Annotated in this window: 18 protein-coding genes, 2 rRNA genes and 1 pseudogene; 14 read left to right on the top strand and 7 right to left on the bottom strand. The window is 39.4% G+C overall.

The genetic code is table 11. The annotated features are described in order from the left end of the window. The 3 genes from rrf (I6F40_RS17850) to glsB all read left to right on the top strand — a co-directional run. Positions 1-113: ribosomal RNA gene (rrf, locus tag I6F40_RS17850) — 5S ribosomal RNA — on the top strand; the annotation flags it as partial. A 63-nt stretch (positions 114-176) separates the two neighbouring features. After that, positions 177-291 (top strand): 5S ribosomal RNA (gene rrf / locus I6F40_RS17855). An 889-nt stretch (positions 292-1,180) separates the two neighbouring features. Beyond that, positions 1,181-2,104, top strand: coding sequence for a glutaminase B (gene glsB, locus I6F40_RS17860; protein WP_197193286.1), 924 nt, complete (start codon positions 1,181-1,183; stop codon positions 2,102-2,104). Positions 2,105-2,141: 37 nt separating this feature from the next. Here glsB and I6F40_RS17865 read toward each other — a convergent pair whose 3' ends face one another. Further along, positions 2,142-3,446: an inosine/guanosine kinase gene (locus I6F40_RS17865; protein ID WP_010554383.1), complete on the bottom strand. Its 1,305-nt coding sequence runs from the start codon at positions 3,444-3,446 to the stop codon at positions 2,142-2,144. A gap of 178 nt (positions 3,447-3,624) precedes the next feature. On the opposite strand from I6F40_RS17865, the gene tadA reads away from it, so the two are divergent. After that, positions 3,625-4,131, top strand: a complete 507-nt coding sequence (tadA, locus tag I6F40_RS17870) for a tRNA adenosine(34) deaminase TadA (protein ID WP_197193287.1) — start codon at positions 3,625-3,627, stop codon at positions 4,129-4,131. On the opposite strand, the gene I6F40_RS17875 is transcribed toward tadA, so the two are convergent. Continuing rightward, on the bottom strand, positions 4,128-4,295 hold the full coding sequence (locus I6F40_RS17875) for a hypothetical protein (RefSeq protein WP_166114740.1): 168 nt from the start codon (positions 4,293-4,295) through the stop codon (positions 4,128-4,130). The genes tadA and I6F40_RS17875 overlap by 4 nt on opposite strands. Before the next feature lie 166 nt (positions 4,296-4,461). Continuing rightward, complete coding sequence (gene mltF / locus I6F40_RS17880; RefSeq protein WP_197193288.1) at positions 4,462-6,012, bottom strand: membrane-bound lytic murein transglycosylase MltF; 1,551 nt, start codon at positions 6,010-6,012, stop codon at positions 4,462-4,464. A 211-nt stretch (positions 6,013-6,223) separates the two neighbouring features. On the opposite strand from mltF, the gene purL reads away from it, so the two are divergent. The 4 genes from purL to I6F40_RS17900 all read left to right on the top strand — a co-directional run bounded on the left by purL (position 6,224) and on the right by I6F40_RS17900 (position 13,245). After that, on the top strand, positions 6,224-10,114 hold the full coding sequence (gene purL, locus I6F40_RS17885; protein ID WP_197188555.1) for a phosphoribosylformylglycinamidine synthase: 3,891 nt from the start codon (positions 6,224-6,226) through the stop codon (positions 10,112-10,114). A 121-nt stretch (positions 10,115-10,235) separates the two neighbouring features. Next, positions 10,236-12,704 carry a YdbH domain-containing protein gene (locus tag I6F40_RS17890; RefSeq protein WP_197193289.1) on the top strand — a complete coding sequence of 823 codons (2,469 nt, stop codon included), beginning with the start codon at positions 10,236-10,238 and terminating at the stop codon, positions 12,702-12,704. A 2-nt stretch (positions 12,705-12,706) separates the two neighbouring features. After that, positions 12,707-12,904 (top strand): YnbE family lipoprotein, encoded by a 198-nt coding sequence (locus I6F40_RS17895; RefSeq protein WP_165722906.1) that lies wholly within the window; start codon positions 12,707-12,709, stop codon positions 12,902-12,904. 11 nt (positions 12,905-12,915) lie between these two features. Beyond that, complete coding sequence (locus tag I6F40_RS17900; RefSeq protein WP_197193290.1) at positions 12,916-13,245, top strand: YdbL family protein; 330 nt, start codon at positions 12,916-12,918, stop codon at positions 13,243-13,245. A 72-nt stretch (positions 13,246-13,317) separates the two neighbouring features. Here I6F40_RS17900 and I6F40_RS17905 read toward each other — a convergent pair whose 3' ends face one another. Together I6F40_RS17905 and waaA are read right to left on the bottom strand one after the other, a co-directional pair. Further along, positions 13,318-13,866, bottom strand: coding sequence for a DUF1415 domain-containing protein (locus tag I6F40_RS17905; protein WP_197193291.1), 549 nt, complete (start codon positions 13,864-13,866; stop codon positions 13,318-13,320). Next, on the bottom strand, positions 13,863-15,161 hold the full coding sequence (gene waaA / locus I6F40_RS17910; RefSeq protein ID WP_197193292.1) for a lipid IV(A) 3-deoxy-D-manno-octulosonic acid transferase: 1,299 nt from the start codon (positions 15,159-15,161) through the stop codon (positions 13,863-13,865). Before waaA ends, I6F40_RS17905 begins: the two co-directional genes overlap by 4 nt. A 182-nt stretch (positions 15,162-15,343) precedes the next feature. On the opposite strand from waaA, the gene I6F40_RS17915 reads away from it, so the two are divergent. After that, positions 15,344-15,934, top strand: a complete 591-nt coding sequence (locus tag I6F40_RS17915) for an SIS domain-containing protein (protein ID WP_002961065.1) — start codon at positions 15,344-15,346, stop codon at positions 15,932-15,934. After that, the gene (gene hldE, locus I6F40_RS17920) at positions 15,934-17,373 is read left to right on the top strand and encodes a bifunctional D-glycero-beta-D-manno-heptose-7-phosphate kinase/D-glycero-beta-D-manno-heptose 1-phosphate adenylyltransferase HldE (RefSeq protein ID WP_007584706.1); all 1,440 of its coding nucleotides are present in this window, start codon (positions 15,934-15,936) and stop codon (positions 17,371-17,373) included. The genes I6F40_RS17915 and hldE overlap by 1 nt, the downstream gene beginning before the upstream one ends. An 83-nt stretch (positions 17,374-17,456) precedes the next feature. Here the strand turns inward: hldE and I6F40_RS17925 are convergent, their stop codons facing one another. After that, on the bottom strand, positions 17,457-19,004 hold the full coding sequence (locus tag I6F40_RS17925) for a capsule assembly Wzi family protein (protein ID WP_197193293.1): 1,548 nt from the start codon (positions 19,002-19,004) through the stop codon (positions 17,457-17,459). 168 nt (positions 19,005-19,172) lie between these two features. Between I6F40_RS17925 and I6F40_RS17930 the strand changes: the two genes are divergently transcribed. Together I6F40_RS17930 and I6F40_RS17935 are read left to right on the top strand one after the other, a co-directional pair. Next, positions 19,173-20,246 (top strand): glycosyltransferase, encoded by a 1,074-nt coding sequence (locus I6F40_RS17930; protein ID WP_166377738.1) that lies wholly within the window; start codon positions 19,173-19,175, stop codon positions 20,244-20,246. Further along, a pseudogene (locus I6F40_RS17935) lies at positions 20,243-21,327 on the top strand (glycosyltransferase). The gene I6F40_RS17930 and the pseudogene I6F40_RS17935 overlap by 4 nt, the downstream one beginning before the upstream one ends. Here I6F40_RS17935 and I6F40_RS17940 read toward each other — a convergent pair. Continuing rightward, a complete protein-coding gene (locus I6F40_RS17940) occupies positions 21,320-22,048 on the bottom strand; it encodes a 3-deoxy-D-manno-octulosonic acid kinase (RefSeq protein ID WP_166377740.1) in 729 nt (242 codons plus the stop codon). The pseudogene I6F40_RS17935 and the gene I6F40_RS17940 sit on opposite strands and share 8 nt — an antisense overlap. Before the next feature lie 122 nt (positions 22,049-22,170). Between I6F40_RS17940 and I6F40_RS17945 the strand changes: the two genes are divergently transcribed. Together I6F40_RS17945 and gmhB are read left to right on the top strand one after the other, a co-directional pair. Next, the gene (locus I6F40_RS17945; protein WP_166377742.1) at positions 22,171-23,229 is read left to right on the top strand and encodes a glycosyltransferase family 9 protein; all 1,059 of its coding nucleotides are present in this window, start codon (positions 22,171-22,173) and stop codon (positions 23,227-23,229) included. Further along, positions 23,229-23,792 carry a D-glycero-beta-D-manno-heptose 1,7-bisphosphate 7-phosphatase gene (gmhB, locus tag I6F40_RS17950; RefSeq protein ID WP_166377744.1) on the top strand — a complete coding sequence of 188 codons (564 nt, stop codon included), beginning with the start codon at positions 23,229-23,231 and terminating at the stop codon, positions 23,790-23,792. The genes I6F40_RS17945 and gmhB overlap by 1 nt, the downstream gene beginning before the upstream one ends. Positions 23,793-23,802 lie beyond the last annotated feature (10 nt).

The raw sequence follows: 23,802 nt of genomic DNA on the forward strand, positions 1-23,802 counted from the left end.
TGGTGACAATAGCGTTTTGGACCCACCTGATTCCATGCCGAACTCAGTAGTGAAACGAAACAGCGCCGATGATAGTGTAGCATTTGCTATGTGAAAGTAGGACATTACCAGGCTTCAAATTCAGTCGAAGGACTTTAATTTTAATAATTAAAAATAAGAAAATTGAAAAGAATTTTCTTGGTGACAATAGCGTTTTGGACCCACCTGACTCCATGCCGAACTCAGTAGTGAAACGAAACAGCGCCGATGATAGTGTAGCATTTGCTATGTGAAAGTAGGACATTACCAGGATTTAATTAAGAGAAACCCGTTACAGTAATGTAACGGGCTTTTTGCTTTTTGAAATTAGTAAAACATTGCGCACCTAGAGAAGACACNTTTTGCTTTTTGAAATTAGTAAAACATTGCGCACCTAGAGAAGACACGGTTAATAATAGTGTAGCATTTCACTGTGACTCTCTACCGCTGTGGGCAATACGACATTACCAGGATTTAATTAAGAGAAACCCGTTACAGCAATGTAACGGGTTTTTTGCTTTTTGAAATTAGTAAACCTCTGCACGCTAAGAGACGACACGATTAATAATAGTGTAGCATTTGCTATGTGACTCTCTACTGCTGTGGGCACTACGACATTGCCAGGATTTAATTAAGAGAAACCCGTTACAGTAATGTAACGGGTTTTTTGCTTTTTGAAATTAGTAAAACTCAGCATACTAAGAGATGATACGATTAATAATAGTGTAGTATTTCACTGTGACTCTCTACCGCTGTGGGCACTACGACATCCTACTGCGTAGCGCACCGACTTCACATTGTAGAGCGCTCGAATTTAAGATTCGGGCTTTTTTACGTCTGCAGAAAAGTGAAAACGTGCAATTAACACACACTCACAGCAACACCCATCACGTAGGTCGGGCGAGCGTAGCGACTCCCGACGCTAAAATCATAAAAATCTCCGCTCGACAATGAGTACATAGCATTTGCACTGTGACTCTCCACTCATTGGGCACCATGACATTACCAGGATTTAATTAAGAGAAACCAGACACAGTAATGTGACGTTTTTTTCTATTTAAATTTAGTAAAATCTTACCGTTAAATTAAACAACAAAACTAGGTGCACTTAATAGCGCGTGTTAAAATCCAATTTTTATGAATGACGATATAGAGGTCTAGATTGCCTACAGCTGATTACCAAAAGGTGCTTGATGAAATAGCACATGAAGTACGTCCTTTATTATCACAAGGGAAAGTAGCTGATTATATACCGGCGCTTGCCGAGGTTGATCCTGAACAATTTTCTATCGCTATTTATACAACTGATGGTGAAACTGTATGTGCGGGGGATTGTTCTCAACGCTTCACTATTCAATCAGTTTCTAAAGTTATGACACTTACTATGGCACTACAGCGTTATGGTGATGAACTTTGGTATAGAGTCGGAAAGGAACCCTCAGGTACAGCCTTTAACTCGCTTACACAGCTTGAGTTTGAAAAGGGAATACCTCGTAACCCATTCATCAATGCAGGCGCAATTGTAACGTGTGATGCGTTATACAGCCGCTTATCTGCGCCAATGCATTCTATGCTCGAAACCTTCAGGTTATTAGCTGGTAATAGAGGCATAGTAATTGATAAAAAAGTCGCTAACTCAGAGTATGAGTTCAGGCACCGAAATGCTGCGATGGCGCATTTGATGAAATCGTTTGGTAATTTTGAAAACGAAGTAGATGATGTTTTGTGGGCTTACTTTAACTTTTGTTCTATTGAGCTTAACTGTATTGAATTAGCAAAAGCTTATAATTTTTTAGCTAATAAAGGTGTTGATAATCGATCGGGCAATCGTGTTTTAAGTAGTCGTCAGAATAAACAGCTTAATTCGCTTTTATTCACGAGTGGTTTATATGATGCTGCGGGTGATTTTGGTTACAGAGTGGGCATGCCAGGTAAGTCGGGAGTGTCAGGAACTATTTTAGCTGTGTTACCAAATAAGTTTACTGTAGCTGTTTATTCTCCGGGGCTTAATTCGTTTGGTAATTCGGTTGCAGGAATTGCAGCGTTGGAACTGCTATCTAAAAAGCTCGATATTTCTATTTTTTAGGAAATCGATAGGGAGCAATAATTGCTCCCACCGTTATTTATTGTTCCCAATAAACTTGTTCTAAACAATCTTCACGTTCAGGTAAACCACGAGATAAACGCGGAGAGTGCTGAACTAATACTTCATAGCTCGCTCGGTTAGCATATTTACTAATTTGCGATAGTGACGAGTAAGTAATAGCTTGTTGCTGATGTTTAGCTGAGTTTGCCACATTAAGCTTATGGTAAACATTCGCTGACAAATCATGAAGCACAGCCGCAAGTGCGCAATCACCTGCACCATTGGTGTTTTTGATTGAATCAGGTCCACCCATAAATGGGGCCGTATGACTATATGCTCTGATAGGTTCATCACACTCATCTTTACGCATAGCTCGTGAGAATTCGTAACGGTTAAAATCAGGTATGGCGCCTGGTAGTAACGGGTATTCGGTTTCACGCTTTAAGCTTTCGTCTACGTAGCCGGCCATAAATAAGCCTTTTTCGCCAGCGGTACAAATAACTAAGTCTACCCAATCAAGTGCTTTATCAGCAGCTAAAAGGGGATCTTCAAAACCTGTAATAGCTAAACCTTCTTCTTCGTTCATAGCAAGAATATCAACATGCTTTTCAACAAAGTTTGCCCACCAAGTAGGGTCTTGTTCAATTAAGAACTTAGTACCGAGTGTAAGCACAACTGGCACACCTGCGTCATTAGCGTATTTTACCGCTTGCATAGTGGCTTCAGTCATTGTTTCGCTACCTTGAGTACGCATAAGATAGGCACTAATCACTAACGCTGATGAATTCTCAATAAGGTCTTTATCGATAGATTCAGGACGTAAGTGATTCATTAGGCCTGCACTTATTGCAAAAGTACGCTCACCGGTTTCATCAATTAATGTAAAACAACGGCCTACAGGCCCATCAACTGGTTGAAGGTAGTTTAAGTCTACACGGCTTGAGGTATTACATAAAAAACGGTAAGCGTAGCTACCTATTTTTATATTTTCGCTCATTACGCCTAATAAAACTGAGCGATCATCTGCAAGTACAGAGTAGTTGTGCATGGTGTTACCAATGGTTCCACCGGCAAACTCAAAATCAACCATATTGTTTAATTTTAAACGATCGTATAAGGCGTTTGTTGTATCGCTATCAATAACTTGCGACATCCCCCTACGCAGTTGAAATTCGTCAAGGAAAGCTTGATCAACTTTTGCCTCTATATCAACAACGATCTGATCGATACCCGTAATATAACTACGTTGTAATCGCTCTGTTGCGTTAAGTTGATTGGTAAGTGGATCTTTGGCTTCCACTGGAAAATAATGTTTATGCCTGCGGCGTCCAGGAAATTTCATTTGCTACCCGTGTTGTGAGCTAAATAAAAAAAGCGTGAGATTATAGCGTAAATCAGCACGAGTGAGCCATTACAAACGGGTAAATATTGTTTTATTTTTGGAATAAAGTAATGAATGGCGCACTTTAGAGTGCTAACTAGGTATAATTACAGCATAAAAGGTTATTTAAGTAGAAATAATGAACGATCAATTTGATGATTCCTACTGGATGGAACAAGCGCTTTTGTATGCAAAGCAAGCAGAGCTGCTTGATGAAATTCCGGTTGGAGCAATTGTAGTCAAAGATAACCAGCTAGTTTCAGTCGGGTATAACCGCTCAATAACGGATAATGACCCATCTGCCCATGCCGAAATGATTGCTGTGCGAGAAGCTGGAAAAGTCCTTAACAATTACCGCTTAATTGATTGCACCCTATACGTAACATTAGAGCCTTGTTCTATGTGTGCGGGATTGTTAGTGCATAGCAGAATAAAGCGTTTAGTGTTTGGAGCAGTCGATGCAAAAACAGGATCTGCGGGTTCAATAATGAACCTACTACAAGAGCCTAGATTAAATCATCAAGTTGAGGTGTGTGGTGGTGTTTTAGCACAAAAGTGCGGTGATACTATTTCGGATTTTTTTAAACGTAGAAGAGCGCAAATCAAAGCAGCTAAAAAAGCTGCTCGGGATGCTACCAGTCTCTAATTAACGATTGGCTGGATTTCTGAACCTTCCATTTGCTGCATAGCAAACATGCGACGGCGCCAGATTATTTTTTTGTGTAGCTTGCGCAACATAACACGACGACGTGTTGCAGTTGAGTAAATTACATTACGTTTTAATTTTTGTGTGCGTCTACGTTTTAGCATGTGTTCTCCTAATGCGTAAGATTGAGCAAGACACAGGCATATCCCTATAAAATAAAGATATACAATCAATACACATTAGTGATCATTTGATGACAAGTAAACAGATATTTAATTTACTTATTTTTTGTTCTTATCAAGTACACAAACAAGATTACATCTATTTATATTAGCGATTATTAGTTTTTAGTTCTTTTGATTGTTCTGCTGCTTTTTTATCTACTACTTCTTCTAGTTTTTCAGGTGAATCTTTAACAGATTCAGGTTCAGTAGTAGATTCAGTTTCGTTGCTTTTCTCGTTAATTGGCTCTAAAACAGGGTCTATAACAGGTTCGATAACATTAACCGGATCTGCTTTTGGTTCTGGATCAATGGCATCATTTTCATCGAGCCAAACGAGTGCATCATAATATCTTCTAATATTATCAACATACTTTACAGCTACATCGCCACGGGAATAACCGTAGCGAGTTTTACGGTAATAGCGCTTTTTAATTAATAGCGGTAGGCGTTTTTTTACATCAGCCCATTTATCAGGGCTTGCGCCTTGCTGTTCGGTAATTATACGTGCGTCGTTAACATGCCCCCAACCTACATTGTATCCGGCCAAAGCAAGCCATGTGCGGTCGGGTTGCGGGATACGGTCAGGAATACGTTTAATAAGCTTGCTTAAGTATTTAGCGCCACCACGAATGTTTTGCTCTGGTTCTAACCGGTTAGTAACACCTACTTGTTTGGCTGTACTGCGAGTTAGCATCATGATGCCGCGCACACCTGTTGGTGATTTAGCGCGAGGATTCCACATAGATTCTTGATAGCTTAGTGCCGCTAATAACCGCCAGTCAAGGCTACCTGCATATTGTTCAAACCATGGCTGGTATGTTGGCAAGGTTTCTTTAATTGCTTCGATATAAGCAAGGGTATTTACATAGTTAAATTGGCGTACGTGACCAAAGTATTTTTCTTCAAGTACATAGAGCTGGTTACTTTGCTTAACGTCACCAAAAAATGGCACCAACAACGCATATAAAGAGTCGTCTTTAGATTTATTAAGTATCCATGCAATCGGGTCATTATGACTAACAGAAAAACCAATGCTTAAATTTGGGTGATAACGGCGAAACAGCGATAGCGTGTGCGTATCAGCGAGTGTGTAATCTATCTCGCCATCAATAACTGCTTGAAGTAGTTCTTCTTCATCAAACTCTTCGCTTTCTATCCAAGTTAGATCTGGATTGTTCTTCTTCATTTTTTGTAGAGTAAGCGAGTGGCTACTTTTAGCTATAACAGTAAAGTTGCCATCTAAATCGTCAAACTCTCGAGGACGAACGCGCCCTTGTTTATAAACTAACTTTTGGCTGATTGTTCTGTAAGTTGGTCCGTAACGGTATTGCTCTGCACGGGTTTTATTATAGGTAAGTCCTGACGCTATTAAGTCTAAATCACCGCTTTCAAGGCGTTCAAACATATCAGATAAGTTAAAGAAAGGGACTATTTCAAGCTCTACACCTAAATATTCAGCGAAGGCTTGAGATAACTCATATTCAAAGCCTTGCTCACCTTGAACGGCTTGATAATAATTACTAGCACTGGCAAGGGTACCCACACGTATTTTATTGTGTTCTTTTATTTGGGCGAGTTGAGTTGGCTGCTCTTGCATATCGCATGCACATAACAGCATAACTAAAGTAATGATTATTATTAGTTTTTCTTTGAACATTGAGTGCCCCTTAAGCTCGCCAGTCACCGTTATAGCAAAACTAAGCCATCGCGTCACTTTACCTTTTATTTTATTAACCAAAAGAGGCTATAAATAAAGCTAAAAAGTTAATTTTATGAAAAGCGTAATTTTGAGTTAAATCTGAATGCTAATTGGACTATAATGCGTGCCTAAAATATCGTTCAATCCCTAACCCCGGATGAAATTACCTATGTTGATCCTTCGTGGTGCACCAGCACTGTCAGAGTTCAGAGTTAATAAAATTTTAGCGCGTTGCCAACAATCGCAACTTCCAGTCACTAACGTATACGCCGAGTATGCTCACTTTGCCGATTTAACATCGCCGTTGAGTAGCTCCGAGCAAACCAAGCTTGAAAAACTATTAACTTACGGTCCAACTATTGCTGAGCATACCCCAGCTGGCAAACTTGTACTTGTTACACCTCGCCCAGGTACCATTTCACCTTGGGCATCTAAAGCAACCGATATTGCCCATAACTGTGGTTTAAAACAGGTTCACCGTGTTGAACGCGGTATTGCTTATTATGTTGAAGGTGACTTAAACGCAGAACAACTTGCACAAGTAATTGCGTTATTGCATGACCGTATGACCGAAGCCACGCACAGTGAGCTTGAAGATGCGGCACAACTGTTTCGTAGTGATGCACCGCGCCAAATGTCATCTGTTGATATTTTAGGTGGCGGACGCGAAGCATTAGCAATAGCTAATGTTGAGCAAGGTTTTGCCCTTGCTGATGACGAAATAGATTACTTGGTAGAAAACTTTATAAAGTTAGGACGTAATCCTAACGACATCGAATTGTTTATGTTTGCACAAGCAAACTCAGAGCATTGTCGCCATAAAATATTTAATGCTGACTGGACAATCGATGGAAAAGAGCAGCCAAAATCGCTGTTTAAAATGATTAAAAATACCTTTGAGCTAAATCCTGAAAATGTATTGTCGGCTTATAAAGATAACGCGGCAGTAATGAAAGGCTCAAAAGCGGGTCGCTTCTTCCCAAATGCGCAAGGTGAATATGCGTATCATCAAGAAGACATTGAAATACTAATGAAAGTTGAAACGCATAACCACCCAACAGCTATTGCCCCATTCTCTGGTGCGGCTACAGGCTCTGGTGGTGAAATTCGCGATGAAGGCGCAACTGGTCGTGGCTCTAAGCCAAAAGCAGGTTTAGTTGGCTTTACTGTATCAAACTTACGTATTCCAGGTTACGAGCAACCATGGGAAAGCGATTTTGGTAAGCCGAGTCGTATTGTTAACGCGCTTGATATAATGACAGAGGGTCCACTAGGTGGCGCTGCATTTAATAATGAGTTTGGTCGTCCTAACTTATTAGGCTACTTCCGTACTTACGAAGAAAAAGTAACAAGCCATAATGGCGAAGAAGTACGTGGTTATCATAAACCAATTATGCTTGCCGGTGGTTTAGGTAATATTCGCTCTGATCATGTTCAAAAAGGTGATATTCCTGTTGGCGCAAAATTAATTGCGCTAGGTGGACCTGCAATGAACATTGGTTTAGGCGGTGGTGCTGCATCAAGCATGGCCTCAGGTCAATCAAATGAAGATTTAGATTTTGCTTCAGTACAACGCGAAAACCCAGAAATGGAACGTCGTTGCCAAGAAGTTATCGATAAATGTTGGCAGCTAGGTGACGAAAACCCAATTGCATTCATTCACGATGTAGGTGCTGGCGGTTTATCAAATGCGTTCCCTGAGCTTGTTAACGATGGCGGACGTGGTGGTAAGTTCCAATTACGTAGCATTCCTAACGATGAGCCAGGCATGGCACCACACGAAATTTGGTGTAATGAATCACAAGAACGTTATGTACTCGCTGTTGGCGTAGAGGACTTTGACCGCTTTGAAGCAATTTGTAAGCGTGAACGTGCCCAGTACGCTGTTATTGGTGAAGCAACCGCTGAACCTCACTTAACAGTGTCAGACAGCCATTTTGAAAATAACCCTGTTGATTTACCGCTGGACGTATTATTAGGTAAAGCACCTAAAATGCACCGCGATGTAACGTCAAAGCAAGTTGTTGGTAAAGCGCTTGATACTACATTAATAAATGCAGCAGATGCAGCGCAGCGCTTAATGCGTTTACCAGCCATTGCAGAAAAAACATTCCTAATAACAATCGGCGATCGCTCAGTTACGGGTTTAGTCGCGCGCGATCAAATGGTCGGTCCTTGGCAAGTACCTGTTGCTAACTGTGCAGTAACTGCAGCAACGTATGATACTTACTACGGTGAAGCTATGTCACTCGGTGAGCGTACTCCTGCAGCATTACTTAATTACGGTGCATCTGCTCGTTTAGCTGTAGCTGAGTCGTTAACTAATATTGCCTGTGCAAACATCGGTAGCCTTGAAAACATTAAGTTATCGGCAAACTGGATGGCAGCAGCGGGTCACCCAGGTGAAGATGCTGGTTTATACGAAGCGGTTAAAGCCGTAGGGGAAGAGCTTTGTCCTGCGCTTGGTTTAACGATTCCAGTGGGTAAAGATTCTATGTCAATGAAAACGACATGGAAAGATGAAGGTGACTCACAAGAGAAGTCAGTAACATCGCCGCTTTCACTGGTTATAACTGCGTTTGGTCGTGTTGACGACGTACGTAAAACAGTCACTCCACAACTGCGCACAGATAAAGGCGACACATCGCTTATATTAGTTGATTTAGGTGCGGGTAAAAACCGCATGGGCGCATCAAGCCTTGCACAAGTTTATAAGCAATTGGGTGATGTAACACCTGATGTTGATAGCCCTGAGTTATTAAAAGGCTTTTATAACGCAATGCAAGCGCTTGTGGCTGATAGTAAGTTACTTGCTTATCATGACCGCTCAGACGGTGGTTTATTTACAACTGTTGCTGAAATGGCGTTTACGGGTCATACCGGTGTAACGGTTGATTTAGCTGGTTTAACAGGCTCTGACATTGAAGCGCTTTATAACGAAGAGCTAGGTGCGGTAATTCAAGTTGCAAATGCTGATTTAGATGCAGTAAATGCGGTGTTTGAACAACATGGTATAGCAGCAATTAGCCACAACATTGGCACGCTTAACAGTGACGATACGATTATATTTAACCGTGGCGAAAATACGGTACTTAATCATACGCGTACTGAGCTTCGTACTATTTGGGCTGAAACAACGTATCAAATGCAAGCACGCCGTGATAACCCTGAATGTGCTAAGCAAGAGTTTGATGCTAAATTTGATGCAAAAGATCCAGGCTTAAACGTAAAACTTAACTTTGATTTAAACGAAGATATAGCTGCACCATACATTGCAACCGGTGCTAAACCGCAAATGGCTATTTTACGTGAGCAGGGTGTTAACTCTCATTTAGAAATGGCGGCAGCGTTTAATCGCGCAGGTTTTGCAGCCGTTGATGTACACATGAGCGACATTTTAGAAGGTCGTTTAACACTAGAGCAATTTAAAGGTTTAGTGGCATGTGGTGGTTTCTCATACGGTGACGTACTTGGTGCGGGTGAAGGTTGGGCTAAGTCTATTTTGTTTAACGACATGGCACGCGATCAGTTCCAAAACTTCTTCCATCGTGAAGATACCTTTAGTTTAGGTGTATGTAACGGTTGCCAAATGTTATCAACGTTAAAAGAGCTGATCCCTGGCACTGAACATTGGCCGCGCTTTGTAACTAATAAATCAGAGCGTTTTGAAGCACGCTTTAGTTTAGTAGAAATACAAGAGAATCCGTCTGTGTTCTTTAATGGAATGGCTGGCTCGCGTATGCCTATAGCGGTTTCTCATGGTGAAGGTCATGCTGAGTTTGCAAACGATGCAGCCACTAAAGCGGCGCTTAATAGCGGCACTGTAGCGGTTAAGTTTGTAGATAACTACGGTAACCCTACTACGCAGTACCCAGCTAACCCTAATGGTTCTCCAGAAGGTATTACAGGTATTACGTCAACTGATGGTCGCGCCACTGTAATGATGCCGCATCCAGAACGTGTATTCAGAAGCGTTGCCAACTCTTGGCATCCTGATGAGTGGATCGAGGATAGCCCGTGGATGCGTATGTTCCGTAACGCACGTAAAAATGTAGGTTAATTACATTTGCGTTTATACAAGTTAGATTCATAATCTTACTGTAAAATAAAAAAGGCTGCATTGTGCAGCCTTTTTTGATTAGTATAGTTTTAGCTAAAAGCACAAAGCATTTAAGGATAGTATGTTTAAGCGAGTTGGTTTAATTGTTGGAGCTGTATTGCTAAGTACCTTGCTGCTTGGTTATGTATTTCGCTTGCCGCTATTACAGTGGGCTATAGCGCCTGAGCTTAAAAAAGCAGGCATTACGTTAAGTTGTCTCGATTTTTCAATTACGTCTGAACTAAATATTCATGCTGACAGAGTGTGTGTAAATTATCAAAATCAACAATTACAACTCACTGGTATTACTGCAAATACAAAGCGTGTAGATATTGAAAATGCAGTGCTAACAGTTAATTCACTCCCTAAAAGTGATAATGCTAATCAACTTGCTAAAAATCTCGATTTAGCGCTTCCCTTAAATCGCCCATTAATCAGCATTAAACAGTTTGTAGTAAAAAGTGACGAGCTCAATAAGCCACTTAAAATAAGTATATTAGAACCCACACTAAATAAATTTAATGTCACGGGTGATATAAACGCGAGTGCAATTTTGACTGCTAATAAAGTAAGTGGTCAGTTTTTAATTAATGACACTCTTTTAAAGCAAGTTATAAACACTAAAAATACATTAATTGCAGATGCTAATTTTAATACTCAGCAAGCGTTTAGCTTTGACGGTATAGAGGTTGAGGTAAATGGCGATATTAGCTCCCAGTTTGCTCACACGTATGAATTTTCTCATACAAATCAGCAGTGCCAGATTAACGTATTAACCACGGGCAAGTTGGCGACTCGTTTTAATTTAAATAGCCAAGTGTTAATGTTTAATACCGATTTGCTTAATAACAAAATTAATCTAACACCAAGCTGTACTGAGTTAATTCCACCGAGTGAATATGCAGGCTTTATTAGCAAACAAGTTCCTTTAAATTGGCAACTTAAACTCCCTCAATCAATTCGCTTAGAGGGTAGTGAGCTCAGTGTACCTGTAATTAATTTGATGAGTGAAGGCGATAAGCTATTCGATTTTTTAATAACAGATACAACACTAAATATTACATCTCCATTTGAGTACTTACAGACAACTTTATCAGCTCAAATAAATACACCCGATATAAATAATATTAACGTTAATGCTCAGTTATCTGGCGCTGTAATTAAAGGCGATTACGCCGTTATGCTTGAAAGCTTGCCTGAGTTTGTTCCTGCAACAGCGAATGGGCTTAGCCTTAGTGGTCACTTTAATATAAGTGAGTTTATAGACTCAAAACCAATTGGGCTTATAAATGCTAAATTAACGCTTAATAGTGTAGATGCGTTTGATATAAGTGCAGTGCAATACCAAGGTGATTTAACAGCAAAAATGGATAAACAGTTAAACGCAGAGGTAGCGTTAACTCAGCAATTAAAAAGCGCAGAATATAAAGAATTTAAAGCTACGGATATAAGTAACACATTAACAGCAAATGCTAATTTAGGCGTAGGTGAGTTATTTGCTGATCTAACAGCAAAAACGAATATAAAGGCTGTTAATAGCCCCGACATAAAACTTAATAATATAAAAGCAGAGTCTACAGGGCTACAAAGTCGTGCACTAAAAGCCACGCATCACGCATTTATAAACGATGTTGAGTTAGTGATAAATCATCATATGTCGTCGCAAGCTCATCCATTTGAAGTGGTTATTCCTGAACAAAGTGTGCTGCCATTAAATGCATTTATTAGGCAATTTGAGCCACTTGCACAGCTAACTAAGGGCGAATTTAATGGCAATATTAGTGGCGATGTAAACTTACAAAGTGCATCGTTCAATATGGGAATTAGTAATACAAGTGCACTGTATAACGATTACCTTGCGAGCGATTTAAACAGTGTATTTAGCGGGGAATATAATTCAGGTAAGCTTAATGTAAAACCAACTACCTTTAATTTAAATGAGTTTAGAGCGGGTGCCGTAGTTAAAGCGATTAAAGGGCAATGGCAAGTGAGTAGCAATACCGCGCTTATAAATGATGTAAAAGGAAGTGTGTTTGGTGGTGAATTTTCGTTAGATACCTACACAATAGGGAAGCCAAACCAAGTTGCCAATGTTAAGTTTGAAAACATTGATGCAAGTAAACTCGTTACACTCGACGATAAGTCGGGCATTGTATTAACGGGGCGCTTGGCGGGGTCTTTACCTGTCCATTTTGATAGTGGAAAAATTGAAATAATTGACGGTAGCTTATTTAGCCAAGGAACAGGTAATTTAAAAATTACCAATAATGCCGCGTTTGATTCAGTAATGCAGCAACAGCAAGAATTGCAACCTGTATTAGGACTATTAACTAATTTAGATATTCAAAAACTTAATAGCAGTGTGGCATTAAAAAACGATGGCTGGTTAAAGCTTGGGGTTAATTTACAAGGCTATAATAAACAAGAGCAGCAGCAAGTTAACTTTAATTATAACCACGAAGAAAACGTATTTACACTTTTACGCGCACTGCGTTTAAGTGACGAAATTACACAGAAAGTTGAGCAACAATACTCACAAAAAGGAAACTAATAATGAGACAGTCGTTTTTGATAAAAGTACTGCTCGCGCTAGGTGCTATTAGTGCACTAAGTGCCTGTACGCACCGAGTTGAGGTGTCTGCTAAAGAGCCCATTACTATTAATTTAAATGTGAAGGTCGATCACGAAATTCGCGTAAAAGTAGATAAAGAACTCGACAGTTTGTTTAGTGACGACAGTGAGTTATTTTAAGGAGCTAAAAAATGAATACGAAGAAAAAATTAAATATTATTACGTTAGTTAGTGCAGTATGTATGTCGTTCTCTGCGTGGGCTATTAGCCTTGATGACGCTAAAAACCAAGGTTTTGTAGGTGAAGATAGCTCTGGTTATTTAGGGCTTGTTGTACAAAACGCAGAAGCAAAAGCAGTTGTTGTTGACATAAATGCAAAGCGTAAAGCGCAGTACTTAAAGCTGGCTAAAAAGAATAACTTGTCACTTTCACAAGTAGAAGCACTTGCTGCCGCTAAAACAATTGAAAAAACCCAAAGTGGTCATTACGTTGAAGTAAATGGTAACTGGGTCAAAAAATAAGCGTTAGTTATTGCCTTGTTTTGTAAGCAGCTTTGCACAAAGTTTTACACAAACCAAAATAAAACCGAGCGTTTAAGCGCTCGGTTTTTTACAGCCTTCAAGTAACTGCTGCCAAAAATCAATCCCCTTACGCCTTGCTAGGTTTATATTATGCTCTGGAATAGATTCAGGTTCGTTATAACTATCAAGCGCTTCGCTCATACTTGCTTCGCGAATTAAATGCAAAGTAGGAAAAGGCGCTCTATTTGTATAGTTTGCGGCATCATTTTCATCGCTGTCGGCAAATACGTAATCAGGATGAAAGTTAGCAATTTGATACTTACCTTCAAATCCTTGCGCGACTAAAAGCGCATTTGCTAAATCGACCAAGTCTAAAAAGTCTTCAAAGTCACTAAAGCCGTTGTCAAACATGATAAGGGTTGTTTCGCGCTCTGGTTCGCGGTCAAGCTCAACACATTGCTCAAGCATATCCATTACAGCATCATCCATACTCGTTGCAGAGCTTACGATGTAATGAATACAGTTATTTTCTACTTCTTTGCGGGCAAACGGGCAAAAGTTATATTTAACAATAACAGATGACACCCATTCGCGGGTTTGGCTTATAGCTATGTTGGTCACGGTTTTGGCTCTAAATATTGGTTAATAATGATAAGTGTTTTTTGTATAGCACCTTGGTTTTTAGCTACGCATTGCGCAGCTTTAATACCTAAGGTTTGGCACGCTTTTGTGTTTTGGCTAAACGTTATGAGCTGCTTAGCTAGTTCGTCGTTACTATCAACCACTACAGCGCCTTTAAGCTTTATTAGCTCGGGATAAACATGATCAAAATTGTATGTGTGTGGACCTGTTATTACACCTACCGAAAACGCTGCTGATTCCAGTGGGTTATGCCCACCTCTGCGAATTAAGCTGCCACCAATAAAGCTTACATTTGCAGCGCCATATAAACACTGTAATTCACCAAGCGTATCAGCAAGGAGTACTTGTTCATTGTTGTAGTTATTTTGGCTACGACGGCTAAAACTAAATGGGCTTTGTGTTAAAAGCTCAGCTACTTTATCAAATTGCTCTGGATGGCGCGGGGCAATTATAAGTAATGCATTAGGTTGCTTTTTTAGTAACTGTTGGTGAGCTGCCAATACTAATTCATGTTCTACAGGATGTGTTGAGCCTGCTGCCCATACAAAGCGTTCATCGTTATTGTCTTCATTACTGTTATAAAGCTGTTTAAGGTTGAGTACTTCAGCTAATTGCTCGTCACTTGGTGTTATATCAAATTTAATTGAACCTGTTACATGGCTTTTTGAAGTTTCGAGACCAAGCTCTATAAAACGCTCCGCATCTGCCTTGTTATGACTCGCAAGTACTGTAATTGAGCGCATAATAATATGCGTTAATTTAGCGACCTTTTGATAGCCTTGCTGCGACTTTTCAGAGAGTCTTGCATTGATGACAAGTACCGGTATATTTTTTTTGTGACTTATCGCCATTAAATTAGGCCATAGCTCGGTTTCTAAAATACATAATGCTTGTGGCTTTATACGCTTTAAAAATCGGGCTGTCGCAAACGGAAAATCGATTGGTAAGTAGCTACACGCCACAGTATTTTTAAACTGGTTAAGTATTTGCTCTCTGCCTGTTGGAGTATTACAGGTTATAAATATATTTAAATTTGGATGCGCTTTTTGCAAAGCTTTAATAAGCGGCGTTGCGGCTAGTACCTCACCAACAGAAGCACAATGAAAAACTAAAGGTTTGGTTTTAGTCGTAAATAAAGACTTACTGACAAACCCAAAGCGCTCTTTAAAGTGTGCACGATAGCCTTGGTTTTTTTTACCTCGTAAAATATAGAGATAAAATACAATCAGTGGGCTAATAAAAATTAATGCTAGAGAGTAAAAAATGCGTGCCATACTGATCTTTCTTAAAGGGAAGTGGCGTTAGTTTACCGTGAAATAGCCGTTTTCTAAACATACTCGCAATAAAATATGGTCTGGGTTCAGTTATAACCCGATAAAATGCACACAATTAAATAAAATTATGGAATAATGGATTTAATTTTTCCCTGCTATTTCAGTTCCTAGAGGAATTTTTCATGTCAATTATCGATTCAGTGGCAACTAGCTACGTTGAAACATTAAACCGTCATCAAGCATTATTTGAAACGATGGAAGCTTATCATCAAGAATCTATGCAACTGTTAGAAGCATGCCACAGTGCATTACAAGCTGGTGGCAAGATTGTTTGGTTTGGTAACGGCGGTAGTGCAGCCGATGCGCAGCATTTAGCAGCAGAATTTGTAGTGCGTTACAAATTAGAACGTGGTCCGCTTGCTTCTATGGCATTGACTACAGATACATCAATTTTAACAGCACACAGCAACGATTATCACTTTGATACGGTGTTTGAACGCCAAGTTCAAGCGCTATGTAAGCCAGAAGATTTGGTAATTGGTTTAACCACATCAGGTACTAGTAATAATATTAATTTAGCATTAGAAGCTGCAAATAAACTAGGCGCTTTTACAGTGGCATTAACTGGACGTGATGGCGGTAAAGTAAAAGATATTGCTAAGTTACCTATCATTATAAAAAATGACGAAACAGCACGTATTCAAGAAGCTCACATGTTTATAGGTCACTGGTTATGTGAAGCCATGGATATGGTTGTTGCGGAGCAGCAGTAATGGATTTATCGTTATTAAAAAACTTATCAGCGGCACGAATATTAGTTGTTGGCGACGTAATGCTAGATCGTTATTGGTATGGTGATACAGGTCGAATTTCGCCTGAAGCGCCAGTACCTGTTGTTAAGGTAAGTAAATTTGAAGACAAAGCGGGCGGCGCAGCTAACGTTGCAAAAAATATAGCCCGGTTAGATGCAAAAGTTGGCTTACTGGGCTTAATTGGTGAAGACGAAAGCGGGCAGATTTTAGAGACTATTCTAAAAGGTGAAAAAATAAGTTCACAATTAGTCAGTGTATGTGATTTACCGACTATTTCAAAAATGCGTGTTATTAGCCGCCACCAACAACTGGTTCGTCTTGATTTAGAAGAAACATTTACCGAGCAACACAGCCAACTTTTATTAAACCGTTTAGAGCTTGTACTTGATGAATACGATTTTATTGTGTTCTCTGATTACAGCAAAGGATCTTTAAGCTTAATTAAAGAGATGGTAAGTCTTGCTAAGGGCGCCGGAAAAACGGTTTTAATCGACCCTAAATCGCCAGATTTACATTTATATGAAGGTGCTGATTACATTACGCCTAATTTACATGAGTTTAAGTTAGCGGGTGGTCAAACCGATTCAGAAGAAGCTTTAGCCGCAAGTGCGCGTGATTTAATTAGCAGAAATGGCATTAAAGCTATGTTGCTTACGCGTTCTGAGCAAGGTATGTCGCTTATTAGTGCAGATGAAAAATTTGATTTTGCAGCGCAAGAGCTTGAAGTAAGCGATGTAACCGGGGCCGGTGATACGGTTATAGCTACATTAGCTGTTATGCTTGGCGCGGGCATGGAACCTAAAGATGCTGTCGAAATTGCTAATTTAGCCGCAGGTATCGTTGTGAGTAAGTTTGGTGCAGCTACAGTTTCGCCAGAAGAGCTAAGCCGCAAGCTTGGTCAGTATTTACATACCACTGGTGAGCATTACCAAACACCATTTGATGATGTCCTTCAACATATTGAGTTTGCAAAACAAAATGGCGAAACAATAGTGTTTACTAATGGCTGCTTTGATATTTTACACGCTGGGCATGTGCGTTATTTAGCACAAGCTAAAGCGCGAGGTGACAGGCTTGTTGTTGGATTAAATAACGATGAATCAATTACGCGTTTAAAAGGGGCAGATCGTCCTATTAACCCGCTAGATGAGCGTGCAATGGTACTTAGCGCACTTTCATCTGTTGATTGGGTTATTCCATTTGGTAGCCTAGATGAAAACGACACTCCCGCTAAATTAATTGAGCAAATAAGCCCTGATATTTTAGTTAAGGGTGGCGACTACACCGTAGAGCAAATAGCGGGTGCTGAGCATGTACTTCGCCATGGCGGAAAAGTTGAAGTGCTTGAATTTTTAGATGGGTGCTCAACATCAAAAGTAATAAGTAAAATCAAACAGTAATTACTGATTTAAGTTACTAAAAATACAAAAAAGGGATGAAAACACGGTTTTCATCCCTTTTTTAATTTTAATAAAGTTGTTTATTAAAAGTTGTATTCGTACTTGGCAAATGCAGAAGTATCGTTTTCAGCACCGTCGTTGTTAGATGCAAAAGCACCTAAAGTAACGCGGCCGCCCATAGAAAGCATTCTGTAACGAAGTTCTAACTGCTTAGAGTTAAACCCTGTTTTAGTAATTGTATTTCCTAAGTCAGGATTGTTAGGATAACGATCGCGATTGTCACTATTATAATCAACACTGCGCAGTTTTACCTGCCAATCATTACCATTCGACAGCTGGCCTAATAAAGTTAAAACAACTGATTGCGTATCGTTATCATAAGTAGAGCCAATAGTACGGCCGTGGTAACGATAACCAGATTTGTAATCTGAGTGCTCATAGTAGCAATTTTCATTTGTAGACTCTGCTGAACATGAAACACCTGTATCTATGTACTCTACATTTATTAATACGCTTTGATCGTATATTCGTTGTGTAGTTTGCACACCATACAAATAGGCTCTGTCAACTGGTTTTATACCGCCACTAGTATCCTCGCCTATGGTGCTGGCATAGACTGCATATGGTTGATTAAATAAAGTATCTGACCAACGTATATCTATACCCGCAAGTTGATTACCTAAGCGAGTTTCTCCTTCTTTTTGACATTGCTCAGCATTACCTACACACTCTCCGCCACCCGTAACTAAATCAATAAAATCACCGGCTGAACTAGGCTGACCGTCACCGGCCCATTGTGCAGACCAGCTAAGTGCAATTTCTAACTGTTGAATAGGGCGAAAATTAACACGAGTGCTCCACAATAACGCATCAGGAATAACTCGCGTAGACTCAAGTTTAGCCATTTGTGCTGTAAAGCTCCATTGACCAATCCAACTTAACCACGGTGTTTCAAAAGCGGTACTTTTCTCTCTAGTAACACTCAATGCTGGGAGTGGTTTTGCGTTACCTGACATAATTAAGCTGTTATCAACACCTGGGCCCCAAAACTGCTCAACTGCACCGGCTCTAAAAATCCAATTACCTAAACGATACGCTAAGTAACTATCGTCAAATGAGGTATCATTACAATCAGTTAGTGCTTGTGCATTGGTTTCAATGTCATCTATCGTTTTTCCATCGACTAAACATTTTTTACCGTCTTTTCTATAATTTACAGCCACTTTAGCTGCAAAATTATCACCTAAGTAGGAATAAGCTGCAGAAAGTTCGGTTTCTTGAGTCTCGGTGGCGCCAAAGCTCGTTGCTACAATCGGGTCTGTCGCTGAAAATGCTGATAATTGAAAACTATGCGAACTACTATTTTCTGATTTATATCGATGTTTAACGCGTAATAAAGCATCTTGCAAGCTTGGAGATAATTGCTCCAGCGGCATACTATCAACATCGCTTATAAAACTTTTCCACATAAGCGGGTAGGTTGTCACAGGTGCTAAAATGACGCCTGCATCTGCTAATTGTTGAATATCAGCTCTTAGACCGTAATCATCTGGCTTTACCCAGGGTTCAGCGTTTACTGACGCGCTTACTGCGCAAAAAATAGTCGAAAGTAGAAAGATTCTGTTTCGCAAAGTTCAGATCCTTGTGATTAATATTGTGGTCAAGTTTATCAATCAAAGCAGTGGAATGCAGTAAATAATCAATTTATTAGTGTTTATTTAAATGTATAAATAAAACCCGTCTATCGTAAAAACTACGGTGTTGGTATACTACTGATCAAATAGAAAATTGAGAATATAATGAGTAACAAACGACTTTTATTTATCCCTGTATCATCACCACAAGGTATTGGTGAATATATGCGCTCGTTGTTGTTGGCTCAGAGTTTACAAAGTGAACTTGCAGACTCCCTTGATATTCACTTTATACTAAATAAACATACAAGCTACGCAAAAGACTGCCCTTTTGAAACCACACTACTAGAGCACTCCGCGACTAAAGAGCTAGATTCTGTTTGCGATTTTATAGAAACGTTTAAACCCGATATCGTTGTTTTTGATTGTGCAGGGCGTGCAGGGCATATGAAAGCGGCCAAAAAGGTAGGCGCTAAAGTTATATTTATTTCTCAGCATGCAAAAAAACGTGCAAAAGGATTAAAACTTAACAGAATTAATTTAATTGATACACATTGGGTTGTACAGCCTGATTATTGTATTGAGCCACTTACATGGGCTGAAAGTACGAAGTTAGACATGTTTCCCTTAGCACATCCTCGTAATGTAGGGCCTTTTGTTGCATTTGCTTCTAGTGTGCAAAAACGTGATGTTTTGAATCGCTATAATTTAGTACCGAATGACTACTTTATTGTTAATGCTGGTTCAGGCGGCCATAGTGTAAATAATCTCAACTGCGCCGATGTATATTTTGAAGCTGCACTTAAAATAACTAAGCTCACTGGCTTAAAAGCCATTATTGTGTTTGGTCCAAATTATAACAAAAGCATTCCTAAAAGTGATGAGCTTATTTGTTTAGCAAGTCTGCAAAATACTGATTTTTTAGCATTAATGAGTCAAGCTAAAATTGCATTGCTGAGTGGTGGCGATACATTATTGCAAGCAATTGCAGTTCAAACTCCCGTTGTGGCATGTGCAATTTCTAAAGATCAAAATACACGTTTGGAGCATTGTGCTAATAGAGGTGTTGTAATTAAAGCAAATCTTGATGTTGATGAAATTACTACGAAAATAGCCCAAGTTATTGCCGAGCCTTTTTATAATGAGTTTATTGATAAATATAATCAGTCAGATAATTCAAATAGTTACGATGTAATCATTAATGGTATAAAAAGTATGCTCGCAGGGGAAAGTCAATGAATATTGTTATTGTAATAGATTCATTAGTGGGGGAAGAGCTGAGAAAGTAATGCTTACTCTGACTGAAAAAATGGCTAACTTACACCACAGCGTCACTATTTTATCTCTTGCTAGCAATATTGAGTATGATGTCCCTGATATAGTTAATGTTGATAGTTTATTTACTGATAGAGCATCTAAAGTTGATAGATTTTGGCAACGTAAAAATAGCGTATTAAAACTAGAAGCGTGGTTTGAAAAAAAACAAAGCGAGCTGGGCAATATTGATTTAGTGCTTTCTAATCTTGATAGAAGTAATAACTTGCTCGCGCGTAGTAATATCAAAAATGTTCATTTTGTTATTCACAACTCAGTTAATGCAGAACTTGCACGTCAAAAAAAGTTAGGTCCATTTTCATACTTATATCTTAAAAAAAGTAAGCAAAATTTAAATGGTAAATCACTTATTTGCGTATCAAAGGGTGTTGAAAAAGAAATAATACAAGGGGATTTAATTAACCCAAGTGCAATTGCGACTATTTACAACCCGTTCGATTTTGAAAAAATAAGACAGCAAGCAAATGAGCAAAATAACAATATCCCAAATGAGCCCTACTTAATTCATGTAGGAAGACTCGCCAAACAAAAACGCCACGATATATTATTTGCAGCATTTGCAAAGCTCGATAAAAAATACAAGTTAGTACTTTTATGTAATAAACCGGCTAAAGCGCTAAAGCTTGCACAGGAATACGGCATAGAAAAACAGTTAGTAGTGCCAGGATTTCAACAAAACCCGTACAACTGGATTAAGCATGCCAAAGCTTTAGTGTTGAGTTCTGATTTTGAAGGACTTCCAACGGTATTAATTGAGGCTTTAGCGGTGGGTACTCCGGTAGTCAGCACTAATTGTACATTTGGACCAAGCGAGATTTTAACAGGCGAGCTAAGTAAATACTTAGTACCCGTTCAACAAAGTGAGACATTAGCCAATGCAGTTAAGCAGGTATTAACTGACAAACCTAATGTAGAAAGTGCAGCGATTTTAAAGCAAGTACAGGTAGAGCAGGTTGCTCTGCAGTATTTAGCGCTAGTTAACTAGCGCCTGATAAAGCTTTAAGGTAGTTGCTGTGTAGAGTTTGAAAGTCACTCACTTGCCAATTAAATACATTATTTCGACCCTGTTCTTTTAAAAACGAGCGCTCAAGACGTGCCATATTACTTTGTTGCCATTGTGGGTTAGGCGCTCTTATTTCACCTCTATCAAAGTCGATAATATACACATCACCAGTATCATCAAACAAAATGTTATTAATGTTTAAATCAGCGTGATACACACCTTTTGAATGAAATAGCGCGATTGTTTTAGCTATTCCCTCTAACTCATCTTCAGTCAATGAGCGTTCAATTAATATGTCGAGTACACTTTTAGCGTCTTTAACAGCCTCTGTAATAATATCACCACGATAAATTAATCCGCTACGCGTTACTTTAGCTGCAATAGGGGGTGGTACGTTTAAACCAAGCTCTATAAGTTTACTCATTAAGCTAAACTCTTTATACACACGGGTTTGTTCAAGCCCAGTATATAAATACTGATCGCTTAGCAATTTACCCACTAAGCCACCGCGCCAATAATGCCTAAGTACGGCTGTTAATTCGTCTTGTTTAAAAAACCACGCAGTTGCTCGGCCCTTTTTGGCGCCCACAATTTTATTTTGTTGTTGCCAATAATTTGCATCAAACCAATCGAGGGTAATTTGGCTTGTGTATTTAGGGTGGCTTAATACAGTGTGACTGCCTTGTACGTGTTGTTTAAACATAGCTCTGTGTAATTGCTAAATAATGTGCCTATATTAGCGCGTTTTAAAGCTGAGGATAAGTGCTTGCAATAGCGTGATTATAATTTAAGATCGGCTTTTGTATTTATTACCTAAGGGAATGTGTGACTCAAGCTCCTAACTATTCATCTATTTGTATATTAAGACTCTCAGCCATTGGTGACGTATGTCATGGTGTGAGTGCTGTACAAGCTATTCAAAAAGCACACCCTAATGCAAAAATCACGTGGGTTATTGGCAAAATAGAAGCCATGCTACTTGCCGACTTACCGGGCGTTGAGCTGGTGGTATTTGATAAAAAACAAGGTAAAGCAGCACTTAAAAGCTTAAAGCAACGCTTTAAAGATCAACAGTTTGATGTACTACTTAATATGCAAGTTGCATTAAGGGCTGGGTTTGTAGCGCGTTGTATTCCGGCAAAAGTAAAAATAGGGTTCGATTGGGCGCGTTCAAAAGAATTGCACAGCTTGTTTATTAATAAACGAATAGAGCCACAAGCTCAGGCGCATGTGCTTGAAGGTTTTAAAGGTTTTGCTAAAGCCGTTGGTGTAGCTGATTATAAACCGAGTTGGGACATGCCATATACAGAGCAAGACCAAGCGGTTGCCGATGAACTACTAACACCAGAGTACCTAACTAATAAACTGTTAGTAATATCGCCAGCAGCAAGTAAAGCACAGCGCAATTGGCTCGCGGATCGTTATGCAGCATTGGCTGATTATGCAAATGAGCAAGGCTTTAAGGTGGTATTGACGGGGGGGCCAACAGAACTTGAAATTAACCTAGCAAATAGTATTGTTGAGTATAGTAAAACACCTATTTTAAATTTAGTGGGTAAAACGAAACTCAAAGAGTTGTTGTGCGTGTTAAAGCGTGGCAGTTTAGTGCTCGCGCCCGATACAGGCCCTGCACATATGGCGGTAACGGTTGGTACGCCGGTTATTGGTTTATATGCACATTCAAACCCTGCACGAACAGGCCCTTACTTATATCAAGATTACGTGGTTGAGGTTTATCACCAAAATTTGCTTAAGCAAACCGGTAAAACGACTAAGCAAGTACCGTGGGGTACGCGCGTAAAAGGCGATGATTTAATGAGTCAAATTACAGTTGATGATGTAAAAGCGATGTTTAACCATGTTGTACAAAAAGAGTCTTTGTAATGAACGCACAACAAAAAAATAAAGCGCTTTTTTTAGATCGAGATGGCGTGGTAAACGTTGATCATGGTTATGTGTATCAAAGCGATAAATTTGAATTTATTGAAGGTGTTTTTAGTACTTGTAAAGCATTTTATGATGCGGGCTATAAAATCATAATCGTCACTAATCAATCTGGAATTGGTCGAGGTTATTACACCGAAGCTGATTTTTTAGCACTAACTGATTGGATGAAAACCCAATTTAGCGATCACAGTATTGAAGTTGCCGATGTGTACTTTTGCCCTCATCACCCTAAAAAAGCGCACCCTGAATATTTGAAAGAGTGCAGTTGCAGAAAGCCTGCGCCAGGTATGTTATTACAAGGCATACAAGAGCATAACATCGACCCTGCTTGCAGTATAATGGTGGGCGATAAACTCAGTGATATGCAGGCTGCGAAAAAAGCGGGCATTACGACCCGCGTTTTAGTGCGTTCGGGTCAAAGCTTTGATGAAAGTGCTAAGCAAGAGGCTGATTTAATTATCGATTCTTTAAACAGTTTACCTGCACTTTTAAATACATAAATAAACTAAA

The sequence above is a fragment of the Pseudoalteromonas sp. SWXJ133 genome, assembly GCF_015864365.1.
In the GTDB taxonomy this organism is placed as follows: domain Bacteria; phylum Pseudomonadota; class Gammaproteobacteria; order Enterobacterales; family Alteromonadaceae; genus Pseudoalteromonas; species Pseudoalteromonas arctica.